Source organism: Hymenobacter jeongseonensis, assembly GCF_015694725.1.
Lineage (GTDB): Bacteria > Bacteroidota > Bacteroidia > Cytophagales > Hymenobacteraceae > Hymenobacter > Hymenobacter jeongseonensis.
This window is the reverse complement of sequence record NZ_JADQDQ010000004.1, coordinates 117940-133424: the sequence shown is the minus strand read 5'-3', so window position 1 is coordinate 133424 and position 15485 is coordinate 117940. Positions and strand designations below refer to the sequence as shown.

The window sequence follows — 15485 nt, the reverse complement described above, 5'->3', positions numbered from 1 at the left end:
CCCGGCGTCAGCACCAACGCGTTTAGTTCAGGCCGAGGGCGCCGGTAATTTGCACGGCCAGCAAGTCGATAATGAAGATGACCAGCGACGACACCACCACCGCCGAGTTGGCCGCCTGCCCCACGCCTTCGGTGCCCTTGTCGGAATGGTAGCCTTTGTAGCAGCCGATAAGCCCGATGACGAAGCCAAAAAAGAAGGTTTTGATAACCGCCGGCACCACGTCGCCAAACGTGAGCCGCTGCAGAATGCTGTTGGTGAACAGCGCCATGCTGGTCACGCCTTTCAGGTTGATGCCAACGTAGGCGGCGAAAAGCGCCACGGCATCGGCCAGCAGCGTGAGGATAGGCAGCATGAGCGTGGTGGCCAGCACCCGCGTCACCACCAGGTACTTAAACGGGTTGGTGCCCGACACTTCCATGGCGTCAATCTGCTCGGTCACGCGCATTGAGCCCAATTCGGCACCGATGCTGGAGCCGATTTTGCCGGCAAAAATGAGGGCCGTGATGATGGGGCCCATCTCCCGGATGATGGTTAGCCCGACCATGGTCGGAATCCAGGCCTCGGCCCCAAACTGGGCCATGGTGGGCCGGCTCTGCAGCGTGAGCACAATGCCCATAATGAAGCCCGTGATGCCCACCAACGGCAACGACTGATAGCCAATAATGTAGCATTGCCGCAGGAGTTCCTGCACCTCGTAGCGCGGGCGAAACCCTTCGCGGAAGAAGCGGCCGGCAAAGTGCGTCATGGCACCGGTTTCGGCCAGCATTGCACTGGTAATCATGGTTTACAGAAAATAAAGCCAGCCCGTTGCTTCCCCATAGGTGGATTTTAGGAGTTTCAGAATCCGCTACGCCCGCTCGAAGGCCGCCGCTTCTTGGGGCCGCTCCCCGGGAGGCGCTTGCTCGGCCGCGGCCATGTTGGCCATTCCTTTGAGCAGCGCATCGGGGCTGAAGGAAATGCTGTCGATGCCTTGCTCCACCAGAAACTGGGCAAATTCCGGGTAGTCGCTCGGCGCCTGGCCGCACAGCCCAATGGGCCGCCCGCAGGCCTTGGCCGTGCGGATAACCTGCGCCAGCATCCGCAGCACGGCCTCGTTGCGCTCATCAAACAGAGAGCTGACGATGGCCGAATCCCGGTCGAGCCCCAGCGTGAGCTGGGTCAGGTCGTTGGAGCCGATGGAAAAGCCATCGAAAACTGCCGCAAACTCCTCGGCCAGCACCACGTTGCTGGGAATTTCGGCCATCACGTAGATTTCCAGGCCGTCCTCGCCGCGCTTCAGGCCAAACTCCTCCATCAACGCCACCACCTTCTGGCCTTCCGCCACGGTGCGGCAGAAGGGCACCATCACTTTCACATTGGTCAGGCCCATCTCGTGGCGCACCCGCTGCAAGGCCGCGCATTCCAGGCGGAAGCCTTCGCGGTACTGCGGGCTGTAGTAGCGCGAGGCTCCGCGGAAGCCCAGCATGGGGTTTTCCTCGGCGGGCTCGAATTGGCGCCCGCCAATCAGGTTGGCGTACTCGTTGGTTTTGAAGTCGCTGAGGCGCACAATCACTTCGCGCGGATAGAAGGCCGCCGCCACCAACCCAATGGCCTGCGCCAGCTTATCGATAAAATATTCGGGCTTGGAGGCATACCGCTCGGTAAGCTTCATGATGGTTTCGCGGGCCTTCTGGTCGGTGAGCTGGTCGAACGCCACCAAGGCCATGGGGTGCACGCGAATGGCGTTATTGATGGCGAATTCCATGCGCAGCAGCCCCACGCCCTGGCTGGGGTAGCGAGCCAGGTGCAGGGCGCGGTCCGGGTCGGCGAGGATGAGCAAGGGCTTGGTGCGCGGCATCTTCACTTGCTGCAAGTCGATGTCGCTTTCTTCCCAGGCCAGCTGGCCGGCATACACGTGGCCTTCGTCGCCCTCGGCGCAGGACACGGTGATGAGCTGTCCGTCCTTGATTTTTTCGGTGGCATTGAGCGTGCCCACCACCGCCGACACGCCCAGCTCGCGGGCCACAATGGCCGCGTGGCTGGTGCGCCCGCCCTTGTTGGTGACGATGACGGCGGCTTTGCGCAGCACCGTGTTCCAGTCCGGGCTGGTGATGTCGGTCACCAGAATGTCGCCCGGCTGCAGGCGGTGGCCGTCGGCCGGCGAGTCGAGGATGCGGGCCACGCCGACCGCAATCTGGTTGCCCACGGCTTTGCCGGTAGCCAGCACCGGGCCTTTTTCGGTGAGCTGGTATTCGTGCAGGCTCACCACCCGCCGGCCGTGGTGAATGGTTTCGGGCCGGGCCTGCACAATGTAGAGCTCGTTGTTGAGCCCATCCTTGGCCCACTCGATGTCCATCGGCATGCCGTAGTGCTCCTCAATCTGCAGGCACCAGCGGCCCAACTGCTCGGCTTCGGCATCGGTGAGTACAAAGGCCTCGCGCCGTTCCGGCGGTGTATCGGTGTTCTTGATGCCCGCCAGCTGATGCTCGTCTACGGCGTAGTGCATGGTTTTGGCCTTGTCGCCCAGCTTTTTGGTAACCAGGGCCCGGGAGTGGTGGCGCAGCGCGGGCTTGAAGAGGTAATATTCGTCGGGGTTAACGGCCCCCTGCACCACGTTTTCGCCCAAACCCCAGCTGCCGGTCAGGTACACCAGGTTTTCGTGCCCCGTTTCGGGCTCGATGGTGAATGCTACGCCGGCGGAGGCCAAATCCGAACGTACCATGGTTTGCACGCCCACCGACAAGGCCACCTGCATGTGGTCGAATCCGTTTTGCAGCCGGTACTTGATGGCCCGGTCGTTGAACAACGACACGTAGCACTCCTGGCAAGCGTGTAGCACGGGCTGCACGCCCCGCACGTTCAAAAACGAGTCGTGCTGCCCGGCAAAGCTGGCCTGCGGCAGGTCTTCGGCGGTGGCGCTGCTGCGCACCGCTACCTGAATGTCGTGGGTGTATTCGGCACTCAGGGCGTGGTAAGCATCGGTGATGTTCTGAACGACCGGCGCCGGAAGGGTGGCGTTGCGCAGCAGGGCCCGCGCCTGGGCCCCCACCTCCTGCAGGTTGCTGAACTCCTGGGCATCCACAGTAGCCAGCAGGGTTGTCAGGGGTTCGCGCAGCCGGTTTTCGTCCAGAAACCGCCAATAAGCCGACGCCGTGGTGGCAAAGCCATCGGGCACGTTGATGCCGTTGGCATTCAACCGATTGAACAGCTCGCCCAGGGAGGCATTTTTGCCGCCTACCAAGGCTACTTTGTCGTTGGCCAGTTCCCGAAAGAACAAGACAAAAGCTTCTTGTGACATGGGAAAGGTGCGTTAAAGGGTGGGGAAGATGGCTGGGAAAAAGCAAGAGGGGGCTACAGCGCAGGCACTATCAGCACGGGCAAAGGGCTGTGCAATAGCACCTGCGAGGTAATGCTGCGGTGAAACAGCCTGCCCAAAAAACTGCGGGGGCGGGTGATGAGCACCACCAGGTCATACTCGGTGGCCTGGGCCGTGGCTAGAATGCCCCGGCCGGGGTTGTCGTGCACCACGGTGCGCATGCGCAAATGCGTGGGATTGGCCACCAGGCTGGCCTGCCGAACGGCTTCCAAAGCCGCCGAACCCAGGTCTTGGGCCTCGGCGTCGGGCGCCACGTACAGCACCGTCACCTCGGCACTCAGGCAGTTGAGCAGGTGCCGGGCCGAAAACGCGTTTTTGCCCAAACCAAACGGCTCGCCATCGACGGCCACCAGCACCCGGCGCGGCGGGGCTGTGGTGGCCCGCGCATGGGGTACCACCAGCAACGGGAAGGGCGCCAGCCGCAGGATATCGAGCGACGTGGTGTGCACCAGCTCATCGGGCGTAGACGGATAATCGGGCCGGCCCAGCACAATGAGAGCGGGCTGGTGCCGGCTGGCGGTGTCCACGGCGGCCGAAGCCACGCGCCCGTGCCCTACTTCGGCCACTACGGGCACGGTGAGGTTGCTCGCCAAGCTGCGCATGGCCAAGTTGATGGCTTCCTTGCTCAGGTTCGACAGCTTGCCGGTAAACATCTCCGGGTCAATTACCGAGTCGCGGTGTACGTGCAGCAGCACCAGCCGCGCGCCCAACGGTTCGGCCAGGTTGGTGGCATAGTCCAACGCCCGGTTGGCCGCCTGAAAAAAATCGGTTAAAACGATAAGGGAAACGGGCATGAGCGGCTGCTGTTGGGAGGCGGGGGGGCAGTTGCAAGGTCGGAGAAGCTAGGCCGAATGGCCATGCGTAAAATCAAGATGGCTATTGATTTGCGTCATGTTGCCCACCAAAACCCAACCCGCATTGGCGGCTCCAGGCCGCACGCATCGCAACGCCACGGGCGTCCCTTGTAGGCCACCTAAAACAACACCTAATGCACCGGCCTAGGCCGGATAATCCCCGCGCAAAAACTCCGGTTTTCATCCCATCCTCTTACCACGGAAAACAGGTGCAATAGCTCCTTGTGCTACCCTGTAGCAACCAGCCACGCACCCAACTGTGGCGAAACATAAGCAACTCGCAATGAGCGGCTATATTTCGCTATTTGCGTTGCTTCAACATACCTTTCCCCCGCAAAAGCTCAGCATTTCCGGCTCAGCCTTACTGCACCCGCCCTTTTCTCATTCGTCCTAAGCTTGCTCTTTCGTATGAAACACCTCGACAGTCCTCATGAAATCATTAGCCCACAGCTATTCAAAGAATACTCTGCCAAATGGCTAACCGTAGTGAGCCAGCCCAGCGTTTCGCCGCTGGCCCAGGCCTTTAGCAACGCGGCCGGCGAACGAATTCTGTACGTTAGCTTTCCCGTCAGCAGCATCGTGGGGCTCTTGTCGGCCATCGGGGTGCACCAAATTAAAGCCCGCTTTCTCCTGGTGCCAGGGGAATCGGCCGGGGCGCAGGACTTCTCCATTGCGCTGTTTGCCGCCGATACCAAAGGCGACCAAGTATCGGCCTACTACATCGGCACCCCGGGCACCAAGGGCCAGGGCTACCGCATGCCCAGCACCTTCGCGCCGGCCGCCAGAAACGAACACGTGCCGGGGGAGTTGGCCAGCATTTGGCTCCGGAATTGGCAGGATGCCGGGGAGGTAAAGCCGGCCATGTTCACCGTCAACCTCGTTACGCTGCAAGGCTATAACTTCAATCTCATTGACTTTATGGTCCCGCTGCCTCGGGCGCAGGCGAGACAGCAGCAGGAAATTCGCGTGTACTTAGCCTTACACGCCTACCACGCCCCCGATTCCACCGGGGAACTGACCGAGGCGTTTGGCTTGGTGGTGCTGTCCAAGAGCGCAAACCCGCGTGGCGGCACCGACGAGGATGATTCCATTAACGGGGATGATGTATTTCTGGACTTAGCCACTCCCTGTCCTCCCAATTTTTAATGCCCGCATTTTCGGCTCAACTCCCAACCGGCACCCGCATGAATTATGAATGAAATAATGGCGCTCACGCTGCCGCAGGTTTTAACTCGCTTGACGATAGTGCCGCTGGTCATTGCTGGTATTATCGGCGCGGTGCGGTTCCGGCAGTTGCCCCTCAATCTGCGCTATTTGGCCGGGCTTCTGTTTTTTGCGGTGCCCATCAACCTGCTGGCCACGGCCATGATGATGCAGCACCGCAACAACCTGTTCCTGTTGCCGGTATTCGCGGTAATCGAGTTGGGAATGCTGGCAATGGTGTACCGCAGCACCTTGCAGTCGGCGGCGTTTACGCGGGCCGTGCCGTGGCTGGTGGGCGGCTTCACCGCCTACGTGCTGTTCGACAGCCTCTTGGCCAATAAGCTGACCATTTACCGGCCCGGCCAGCAGGTGATTCAGGGCCTGCTGGTGCTGGCCATGGTATGGCTGTATTTCCGGAAGCTGCTGCGCGACCTGCAAGTGCAGCGCCTGACGCAGGAACCCATGTTCTGGGTGTCGGCAGGCTTATTTGTCTATTTTTCCGGCTACCTCCTCATTGCGCTTTTCAGCAACTACCTGCTCACCATCTCCAACGAGCTGGCCATAAATATTTGGGCAGTCAATTCCCTATTGTTCATCACACTACACCTCTGCTACTGCGTGGCACTATGGTTCCCCCACCGGAAATAGCTTTTACGCAGCTGCTCTTCGGCGGCATCGCTATTATGCTGCTGGCGGCCGGGTCGGTGCTGGTGTTCCTGGTCACGTATCAGAAGCGTCTGTTGCAGCAGCAGCTCCACCTGCGGGCCGCCGAAGCCTTGCATCAGCAGGAATTACTTCAGGCCATTATCGAAGCCCAGGAAGGCGAGCGGGAGCGCATCGGCCAAGACCTGCACGACGGCATCGGGGCCACCATCGCCACTGTGAAACTCCTGGTAAACCGGCTCAGCAGCCTGGCCGACCAGCCGCCCCCACCCGACCTGCTGGCCCTAATCGAAGAGCTGACGGCATCGGCCGTGCACGACGTGCGCAGCATTTCGCACAGCCTATACCCGGCCATGCTGGGCCGCTACGGCTTGGCCGAAGCCGTGCAGCGCCTGGTCAACGTGTACAACGAAGCCGGCACGTTGCCCATCCAACTGGAACTAGAATACGCCCGCCCCCTGGGGCTGCCGCAGGAGCTAGCGCTTTACCGCATCTGCCAAGAGCTGATACACAACGCCCTGAAGCACGCCACGGGCGCCACCCGTCTCCAGGTCCGGCTGAAACAACACGGTGTGGGCGTAACGCTGGTGGTAGAAGACGACGGCTGCGGCTTTCCCGACGAAAAATCCGCTCCGCTCATCACCGGGTCCGGCCTGCGCAGCATCGACGTTCGGGTGCAAATGCTGAAGGCCCGGCTCGAGCGGCAGTCCGCTCCCGGGCAAGGCACCCGCATGGTTATCGAGCTAGAAAACCCGGTTTAGCAGGCTACTCCCGCACTATTTCCAGTTTTCCGTCGGCGCCCAGCCGCACCACCCGCGAGGGCTGGACTCGGGTAGCATCGTCCTGGCGCCAGTTCACCACGTGGTCGGCGCCGCGCAGGATGGCCTTATCGATTTCCTCGTACACCGCTGGGGTGGGCTCGCCCGCTTTGTTGGCCGAGGTAGAAACCAGGCCGTGGCCGAGGCGCCGCACCACTTTGAAACAGAATTCGTCCTTCACCACCCGCAGGCCCACCGTGCCATCCGGCCCTACCAAGGCGGGCGCCACGGCCCGGCTGGCGGGCAAAATGTAGGTTGTGGGCCGGGTTTCGCTGGCCAGCAGGGCTTCCATTTCGTTGGGCACTTGCGCGGCGTAGCGTTGCAGCATCGCCAAATCGGCCACCAGCACAATGCTGGGCTGGCCTTCGGGGCGGCCCTTCAGCTTATAGAGCTGTTTGACGGCGGGCGGCGCTTCGGCGTCGCAACCCAGGCCCCACACGGTATCGGTGGGATAAAGAATGACTTGCTGCAGCAGCAGGGCGTCAACGGCGGCATCTACTTCTTGCTGGAAACGGTTCATGCGGGGATGGTTTGGCAAAGTTCAACCAATACGCCGGCGGCGCTCTTTGGGTGCACAAAGCACACCAGCTTGTTGTCAGCGCCGCGCTTCGGCTCGTCATTGAGCAACACAAAGCCCTCCCCTTTCAGCCGCGCCATCTCGGCCCGAATGTCGTCGACTTCGAACGCAACGTGGTGAATGCCTTCGGGCTTCTTGGCCAGAAACTTGGTGATGGCGCTGTCGGGTGAGGTGCCGGCCAGCAGCTCAATCTTGGAGCCGCCCACCTGGAAAAAAACCGTATCAACGGCCTCGCCGGCCACATGCTCCTTCTTATAAGGAGCCGCGCCCAGCAAAGTGGTGTAGAGCGCCGTGGCCGCTTCCAGGTCATTAACGGCTAGGCCGAGGTGTTCGAGGTTGGTAAACATAGGGGCAAAACGGAAAGCAATAGGCCGCTGATGGGCTTAAAATGATGGTTTTACTGAGTCTTTTGATTTACGGCCAGAACTCGACGCAATTCCTTATTTAGATTGTATCTACTTTTGTAGAATCAAAGAAAACTGATTGCCCTGGAAGTGTGTTCTACCAGGGTCCAGTTATTCGCTGGCTTACCACCTCTGCTATACCGCTGCGCGCAATGCTGAAGCTCCCCATTTACCTCGATAACAACGCCACCACGCCCCTCGACCCGCGGGTATTGGAGGCCATGATGCCTTACCTGACCGACGTATTCGGCAATGCGGCCTCACGCAACCACCCCTTCGGCTGGGCCGCCGAAGAAGGCGTGGACTATTCGCGTGAGCAAATTGCCAAGCTCATCAACTGCGACCCCAAGGAAATTATTTTCACCTCGGGCGCTACCGAGTCGGACAACCTCGGCATCAAGGGCGTGTTCGAGATGTATAGCCAAAAGGGCAACCACATTATCACCGCCACCACCGAGCACAAAGCCGTGCTCGATACCTGCAAACACATTGAGAAGCTGGGTGGCCGCGTCACCTACCTGCCCGTAAACGAGCAGGGCCTCATCAGCCTTGAGGAGTTGGAAGCCGCCATGACTCCGCAGACCATCCTGGTCACCATCATGTACGGCAACAACGAGACGGGCACCATTCAGCCCATCCGCGAAATCGCCAAAATTGCCCACAGCCACGGTGCCCTGTTCATGACGGATGCCACCCAGGCCGTTGGCAAAATCCCCGTTGATGTCATCGCTGATGGCATCGACATCATGGCCTTCACGGCTCACAAAATGTACGGCCCCAAGGGCGTAGGCGCGCTGTACGTGCGGCGCAAGAACCCCCGGGTAAAAGTAACCGCCCAGATGGACGGCGGTGGCCACGAGCGCGGCATGCGCTCCGGCACCCTCAACGTGCCCGGCATCGTGGGTTTGGGCAAGGCTTGTGAGCTGGCCCGCCTCGAGATGGCCGCCGACACCGCGCGCTTGAGCGCCATGCGCGACCGCCTCGAAAAAGAACTGACCACGCTGGAAGAAAGCTACATCAACGGTTCGGTGGAGCACCGCCTCCCGCACGTCACCAACATCAGCTTCAAGTATGTAGAAGGCGAAGGCCTGATGATGGGCGTGAAGGACTTGGCAGTATCGTCGGGCTCGGCCTGTACTTCGGCCTCCTTGGAGCCCAGTTACGTACTGAAGGCCTTGGGCCTGAGCGACGACCTGGCGCACTCTTCGCTGCGTTTTGGCCTCAGCCGCTTCACTACCGACGAGCAAATCGATTACGCCATCGGCCACGTAAAAGAAGCCGTAACCAAGCTCCGCGAAATGTCGCCCCTGTGGGAGATGTTCAAGGAAGGTGTTGACCTCAGCAAAATTGAGTGGGCCGAGCATTAATCGGTTGAAATCCACTGCATCGCTTAAAATTCTAACTTAACTCAAGCCATGGCTTATTCCGATAAAGTAATTGACCATTACAGCAACCCCCGCAACGTGGGCACGCTGGACAAAAGCAAAAAGAACGTAGGCACAGGCCTCGTGGGTGCTCCCGAGTGCGGCGACGTAATGCGCCTGCAAATCGAGGTAGACGAAGCCACCAACACCATCACCGACGCCAAATTCAAGACGTTCGGCTGCGGCTCGGCCATTGCTTCCTCGTCGCTGGCGACGGAGTGGCTGAAAGGCAAAACCGTGGACGAGGCCCTGGCCATCGACAACATGGAGATTGTGGAAGAGCTGGCTTTGCCGCCCGTTAAAATTCACTGCTCGGTGCTGGCTGAAGATGCCATCAAATCGGCCATTTCGGACTACCGCGTGAAGAACGGCTTGCCCGCGCTGGAGCTCGCCCACCACTAAGTTTTAGACCATTGCTGTCATCCTGAGGGCAGCGAAAGACCTTGTCACGTTTGAACACGATAGTTGTTCTTGCTTGACAAGGTCTTTCGCTGCCCTCAGGATGACAGTTTTTTTTATTCTTTCTGTAATTCCATGACCGACGAATTTGAAGTCGCCCGCTTAGAGCGCGAAATTCAGCAATACTTAGGCCTGGAGCCAGCGCAACTGCGGTTCGAGTTCCGTACGGTGGAAGGCCAAACACGCCTGGACCTGGTCACGGTGAACCCCCGGCACCACCAGTCGTTCCTGTTCCGCTTCGAAACGGGCCGCGACGAAGTGGAGTGCCTGCAGAAGATGCTGGACTACGTGAAGCGTTTCCGCGACACCGAAAGCTCCTACACGCTGCAGTGGCGCACCCGCGGCGACAAGGAATTGCAAACCTCCTATTTCCGCGCCCACAACGCGTACGAGGCACTCGACAAGCTCTATTTCGGCCGCGACCTAAACGCCATCACGGTTTTCAGCGTGGTGCTGAATCCGAGTTCGTAGCGGAAGCCAGTCGGTAAATGTGGGCGAGTGAACAAAGGAAATAAATTCCTTGTTTATAATTTGTCTAAATTGCGCTTCCGTTTAAGCTATTAGTTGACCGAGGCCCTGCCCTCATACTGCCATGATTACTGTATCCGATAAAGCCAAAGAAAAAGTAGCGCGCCTGATTGAAGACGCGCACCTCGACGAGACGTACCGCCTGCGCGCTTCGGTAGCCGGTGGCGGCTGCTCGGGCCTGAGCTACAAGCTGGATTTCGACAACGAAGTGCGGCCCATGGACCAGGAGTTCGAGGACAAGGGTGTGCGCGTAGTGGTCGACATGAAGAGCTTTCTCTACCTGGCCGGCACCGAACTGGACTTCTCCGATGGCCTGAACGGCAAGGGCTTTCAGTTTAACAACCCCAACGCTTCGCGCGAGTGCGGTTGCGGCGAAAGCTTCTCGGTTTAACCCCTTAGAGTTATTGATTCGAATTTGCTCACAGGCCGAGAAGGATAAATTCCTAAGACTACTTTAGTCGCTTTTGTGGCAAATGACAAATAACTAAAAAGGCCACCCAATTGGGTGGCCTTTTTCATTTTGCCTTTCTCGGCTTCGTTCAGGGATTATTGCTTCTCGAAACGCAGCACTACGCGGCCGGTAGCAGTTTGAAGCTCTAGGAAGTAGATGCCCGGCGCTAAGGCATCAATGGCCACCTTGGCCGTTCCGGCTTCGGTGGTGCCGCGCAGCAAGGACTGGCTGAGCTGATTGAGCACCCGGTAAGGTGTGGCCGCATCAGCCATGAAGCTGATGCTGCTGTGGGCCGGGTTGGGAAACAGCAGCACTTTGGAAGCAATGGCACTGCCGGATACCGTCAGCACTGGCGAGTAGCTGGTTTTGCCATCGGTATCGGCCTGGAACAGGCGGTAGTACAAGGTACCCGCCGGAGCCGAACCATCGAGGCTGGCGTAAGTGGCCAATTGGCTGCTGTTGCCTTGGGCCTGCACTTTCGCAACGGTGGTGTACTGGCGACCGTCGAGGCTGCGCTGCACTTCAAAGTATGCGCTGTTCTGCTCGCTGGCCGTGGTCCATTTCACCATCACCGCGTTGCTACCCTGGCGCTTGGCCGTGAAGCTGCTCAACTCAACGGGCAAGGGGTTGTTCATATTGGTGGAGCCAATGGCAAATGTGGCCGGGCTGGTGAGGGCGGCGATGGTAGTTGACGTGACGGTGCCGATGGCACCGGGTCCCGTAGTACCCGTGGCGCCCGACCGGCCCAGGCTCTGCCATTCAGGAAATGCGGGCGTGCGGCCTGCTACCACCAGGCCAGGGTCGTTGGGGTTGTTCACGAAATCGTCGGAGCCGAAGCTGAGCGTGACCCGGCCGCTGGTGCCGCTGGTTGCTGCATCCGAGGAGCTGAGCGTGAACGAGCGAATAGAAGAAACGCGCGTGAGCCGGGCGCCGCCAATGAGATTAAAGGGCGACAACTGCTGCCCCGGATTGCCCTCTACCTGCTCGGCGGTGTAGGTGGTAGCACCCGTCTGGGCCGTGATGGTGAGCGTGAGCGGACGGTAAGCTTCCTCCTTGCCAATGGGGAACACCACGCTAGCTGCCCCGGTGCCCGTGGCGCGTGCCAGCGGGCCGCTCACGAAGCTGGTGGCCGAGCCGCCGGTAATGGTGGCCGCAGTGGCAATGGTGAGCAGGTGGGTGGCGCTGGTAGTTACCACACCATTCATCAGATTCAGGCCGCCATTGATTTGCACGTTGGTATTGAGCGTGAGGCCGGTGGGGTTATTCACGGCCACGGTGAGAGTAGTCCCGAAGCCGCTGTTATTACTGGCGGTGGAGGAACCGAATGCCTTGCCGCTAATAATCTGGGGAGCCTGGCCGTCGAGATTGAGCTCCGTGCCGGTGAAGCGGAGGTTGCCGCTGTTAACGATGTTGCCCCGCAGGTTGGTAATGGATATGTCGTTGAGGAATTGGGTGCCGACTTGCACCGTGAGTGCACCGTTAATGGTCAGCGGCGAAGAGCCATTAGCGGTGTAGCCGGAAGGGTCGTTGGCTAGGAAGGTAAGGTTGCCAAAAAATCTTCCCTGTAGCGCCGGGGATATGATTTGGCCAGGGCTGGAGGGAATGACGTTGTAAACAAACGTGCCATTTTCCGTGCCGCCAACACCGGAAAGGTTATCCGTCAGGTCGGACGACGAGCGGGGCGTGGCGTGTTGGTAGGTGCCGCCATCGTAGATATAGGCGTTTATTATGTTGCCCGTTATCAGAATACCGGCCGCAGACGACGCTAGTGTACGGTTCGTCACTATGGCATTTGCATAGATAGACAACGAGGGCTGGCTGCTGGCCGCGGTGATGGTCAGGGCGGCGCTGAAAGGGTTTGTGTCCGGCACCTCCAGCTCGATGGTGGGCTGGCTGGCTCCGCCCGGGTTCAGAGTGAGCGAACGCAGGGTAACAGCCACCGTGCCGGTACCACTCATGCTCACGAGGTAAGCCCCTGTGACAGTAGAATGGTCAAGCAGCACGTCGTCGCTGGCTCCGGGCACGGCGCCCGTCGACCAGTTCGTTGCCGTGAAGAAGCTATTGTTGCCGCCGGCGCCGGTCCAGCGCACAAACGTGCTGGCCAAACCAGTTCCACTCAGGGCGATGACATAATTGGGGCGGGCCGGGTCGTTGCTAACCAGCGTTAGCGTACCGGTGCGGACGCCAACGACCGTAGGCTCGAAGCGCACGGCAAAAGTGGCTGTACTGAAGGCTGGCACCACGGTGGGCAATACGCCAACCGCTGCGAAGTCAGTGCCCGTAGTGGAGATGGAGCTAATCAACAGGGCTTCGCCACCCGTGTTGCTTACTGTGAAGGTCTGGGTGTTGCGTACTTCCACCCGCGTATCGGGGAAGGTAAAGGAGCCGCCGGCAGCAATGCCCGTGCCTTCGTGGGAAACGCCAATGGTAGGCGGCGCAATGTTGAGGGTGCCGGTTACGGCCACGTTCTGAACGGGCGAGATGCCGCTGGTGTGCACGATGTTGCCGGCCAGCGGGCCTACGGTGCCGCTGCCGCTCAGGCGGACGTAAATGGTGGTGTTGGAAACCACGCCGCCGGTGGGCGTCAAATTCACGGAGTTGGCATCGCCGGTAACCCCGGTAAAGGCGGCAGTGGTCGAGACCTGGAAGCCGGCCGGGGCTTGCACCGTCAGCTGCGAAAAGCCCAGCGAGCTGCCGCTCACGGTGTAGCTCACGGGCGGGGCCGAGGGCACAAGCTGCTGGGTGGTGCCTACGCTGAGCGGGCCGTTAGTGGACACGACGATGGTGCCAGGCACAGCAACCGCCACGGTACCGTTAACGGTCAGGGCGTTGCTCGTAGCGCTATTTCGCAGGTTGAAGTTGCCGCTGCTGGTGGCATTGTAGCCATACAGGCGGAAGTGCAGCGTGCCGTACACGGCCTGCAGCGTGCCAGCCGCCGGGCTGAACGTGAAGCTGTACTCGGTGCCGTCGTTGGGCAGCGTGCCCGTGCCCAGGCTGACGGGGTTGCTGAAGTTGGTGCCGTCGGTGCTGTAGCGCAACTCCAGGGTTTGGGGTCCGGCGGAAGTGCGCTGCCCGATGAGGGTGACGCCGCTGATGCTAGCCTGAAAGCCAGTGCCCACGGTGATGCTGTAAGCCAGGAAGTCCTCGGTGGGAATCAGGGTAGGTGTGTCGTTCCAGTTGCTGCTATTGTACCCACCGGTAGCGGAGGCAGTACCCAGACCAAAACCGCGCGTGATGGTGGAAGCCGTGATGTTGGTGGCGGTAGAAGCAGGACTCACCGATGTGGCACTGCCCGACAAGCTGGCGGTGGAATACGTAGCCAGCGGTGGCGTCAGCACGGTGAAGGTGCTGGTGGCGGTGCCGCCGCCCGGCGCGGGGTTGGTCACGGTCACGGTTTTGGGGCCGGCGGTGGCGATGGCTGCGGCCGGAATGGCTACCGTGAAGCTGCTGCTGCCGAAGCCTGTGGCATTGGGCGCGTAGCTGGTGCCCCCAAAAGTGAAGGTGGTGACAGCGGCGCTCACAAAGCCGGTGCCATTCACGGTGAGGGTGAAACCAGCGCTGCCGGCAAGGGCCGAGCTTGGCGACAGGCTCGAAATTGTGGGGACTGGGTTGGGCGTGGGGTCAACCGTGAAATCGGTGGCGCTGGTAGCGGTGGTGGCATTGCCGCTTACCGTGACGGTGATTGGGCCGGTGGTAGCACCTGTGGGCACGGTGGCCGTGATTTGGGAGGTGCTGACGAACGTGACCGCCGTGGCCGTGGTGCTGTTGAACTTTACGGTGGTGCCGCCGCTGATAAAGTTGGTTCCGTTGATGGTGACAACAGTGCCCACCGGGCCATTGGGCGGGGTGAACGTGGTGATGGTGGGGGCCGGAACGGGGGCCGTCACCGTACCGCTGACCGTTTTGTTCACGGTAGTGGCGTCGGTGCTGCTGTGGGCGAGGCTGCCGCTGTAGGGGCTGCCCGCCACCGTGGTCGTGGAGGCCAACCGCACGTATATGCGAGTGGAGGCCACGCTGCCTCCAGCTTGGGTGAGCACTAACGGAGTAGCAACCGGATGAGCAGCAAACGTGCCGGGCGTGCCGGGCGTGGCCGATTCCAAAGCCAGCTCGTAGCCCGTGGGCGCAACAATGCTGATGTTAGCGGTCAGGTTGGTGCCGCTCACGGTGTAGCTCTGGCTAGCCGAAGCCGTACCGGCCGTGGTGCTGAATGTCGTGAAGGCAGCGGCAGAAACGCTGATGGTAGGGGTAGTGGGAGGAGGAGTGGTAGTGTAACTTAGTGTAAAATCGTCAAGCCCGGTTGTGGGGCGGTTACCACTACCGCCCGAGCCGGCTATGGTAACGATGCGTAAAAATATTGGTCCGGTTTTGTTATCCAAGGCAGTCCCAAAATTCACGTTATAAGTCGTGTTGGTGAAGCTTGAGCCGACAACTGTGATTGGTGTGGGATTTGTGGCAACTGCAGTGAAAGTAGTAGGAGCACTTCCAATACCATAGTCGACTCTAAATGTCGTGGTGCGAGCGGACGTCACATCTAGCGACTGGAGCTTGAAGCTCAACGCAAGACCAGTGAGACCGGTAGTATTAGCCAGCTGTACCACAAATGCTGCGCCAGGGTCGCCAAAGCTTCCTGATTGACGAAGACCAATAACGCGGTCAGTTGCAGCAGCCTGAGCAGTTGCAGTGTAAGCAGCTGAGTTTGCAAATCCGTCAGCTGAAGCCGTATTCCTAAACCCGGTGGTTGTCGCACTT

At 60.1% G+C, this 15485-nt stretch carries 13 protein-coding genes; 7 read left to right on the top strand and 6 right to left on the bottom strand.

Going from position 1 to position 15485, the window contains the following annotated elements; genetic code table 11:
- Positions 1–22: 22 nt before the first annotated feature.
- From I2I05_RS10140 to I2I05_RS10130, 3 genes are all read right to left on the bottom strand, one after another.
- Entirely contained in the window at positions 23–781 is a 759-nt protein-coding gene (locus I2I05_RS10140) for an MlaE family ABC transporter permease (RefSeq protein WP_196282136.1), read from the bottom strand.
- A 66-nt stretch (positions 782–847) separates the two neighbouring features.
- The gene (gene ppsA / locus I2I05_RS10135; RefSeq protein WP_196282135.1) at positions 848–3277 is read right to left on the bottom strand and encodes a phosphoenolpyruvate synthase; all 2430 of its coding nucleotides are present in this window, start codon (positions 3275–3277) and stop codon (positions 848–850) included.
- Positions 3278–3330: 53 nt separating this feature from the next.
- Positions 3331–4149 (bottom strand): universal stress protein, encoded by an 819-nt coding sequence (locus I2I05_RS10130; RefSeq protein WP_196282134.1) that lies wholly within the window; start codon positions 4147–4149, stop codon positions 3331–3333.
- Positions 4150–4617: 468 nt separating this feature from the next.
- On the opposite strand from I2I05_RS10130, the gene I2I05_RS10125 reads away from it, so the two are divergent.
- The 3 genes from I2I05_RS10125 to I2I05_RS10115 are packed head-to-tail and all read left to right on the top strand — an operon-like array spanning position 4618 to position 6836.
- Entirely contained in the window at positions 4618–5355 is a 738-nt protein-coding gene (locus I2I05_RS10125) for a hypothetical protein (protein WP_196282133.1), read from the top strand.
- A gap of 45 nt (positions 5356–5400) precedes the next feature.
- A complete protein-coding gene (locus I2I05_RS10120) occupies positions 5401–6060 on the top strand; it encodes a hypothetical protein (protein WP_196282132.1) in 660 nt (219 codons plus the stop codon).
- Positions 6039–6836 (top strand): sensor histidine kinase, encoded by a 798-nt coding sequence (locus I2I05_RS10115; RefSeq protein ID WP_196282131.1) that lies wholly within the window; start codon positions 6039–6041, stop codon positions 6834–6836. Before I2I05_RS10120 ends, I2I05_RS10115 begins: the two co-directional genes overlap by 22 nt.
- A gap of 4 nt (positions 6837–6840) precedes the next feature.
- Here I2I05_RS10115 and I2I05_RS10110 read toward each other — a convergent pair whose 3' ends face one another.
- On the bottom strand, positions 6841–7413 hold the full coding sequence (locus I2I05_RS10110) for an L-threonylcarbamoyladenylate synthase (RefSeq protein ID WP_196282130.1): 573 nt from the start codon (positions 7411–7413) through the stop codon (positions 6841–6843).
- Positions 7410–7817, bottom strand: coding sequence for a methylmalonyl-CoA epimerase (gene mce, locus I2I05_RS10105; RefSeq protein WP_196282129.1), 408 nt, complete (start codon positions 7815–7817; stop codon positions 7410–7412). The genes I2I05_RS10110 and mce overlap by 4 nt, the downstream gene beginning before the upstream one ends.
- 209 nt (positions 7818–8026) lie before the next feature.
- On the opposite strand from mce, the gene I2I05_RS10100 reads away from it, so the two are divergent.
- The 4 genes from I2I05_RS10100 to I2I05_RS10085 all read left to right on the top strand — a co-directional run bounded on the left by I2I05_RS10100 (position 8027) and on the right by I2I05_RS10085 (position 10676).
- Positions 8027–9241 carry an IscS subfamily cysteine desulfurase gene (locus tag I2I05_RS10100; protein ID WP_317192340.1) on the top strand — a complete coding sequence of 405 codons (1215 nt, stop codon included), beginning with the start codon at positions 8027–8029 and terminating at the stop codon, positions 9239–9241.
- A gap of 48 nt (positions 9242–9289) precedes the next feature.
- On the top strand, positions 9290–9700 hold the full coding sequence (iscU, locus tag I2I05_RS10095; protein ID WP_035561862.1) for a Fe-S cluster assembly scaffold IscU: 411 nt from the start codon (positions 9290–9292) through the stop codon (positions 9698–9700).
- Between the two features lie 132 nt (positions 9701–9832).
- On the top strand, positions 9833–10228 hold the full coding sequence (locus I2I05_RS10090; protein ID WP_196282128.1) for a hypothetical protein: 396 nt from the start codon (positions 9833–9835) through the stop codon (positions 10226–10228).
- A 121-nt stretch (positions 10229–10349) separates the two neighbouring features.
- A complete protein-coding gene (locus I2I05_RS10085; RefSeq protein WP_196282127.1) occupies positions 10350–10676 on the top strand; it encodes a HesB/IscA family protein in 327 nt (108 codons plus the stop codon).
- A gap of 155 nt (positions 10677–10831) precedes the next feature.
- On the opposite strand, the gene I2I05_RS10080 is transcribed toward I2I05_RS10085, so the two are convergent.
- The gene (locus I2I05_RS10080; protein WP_196282126.1) at positions 10832–15130 is read right to left on the bottom strand and encodes a beta strand repeat-containing protein; all 4299 of its coding nucleotides are present in this window, start codon (positions 15128–15130) and stop codon (positions 10832–10834) included.
- Positions 15131–15485 lie beyond the last annotated feature (355 nt).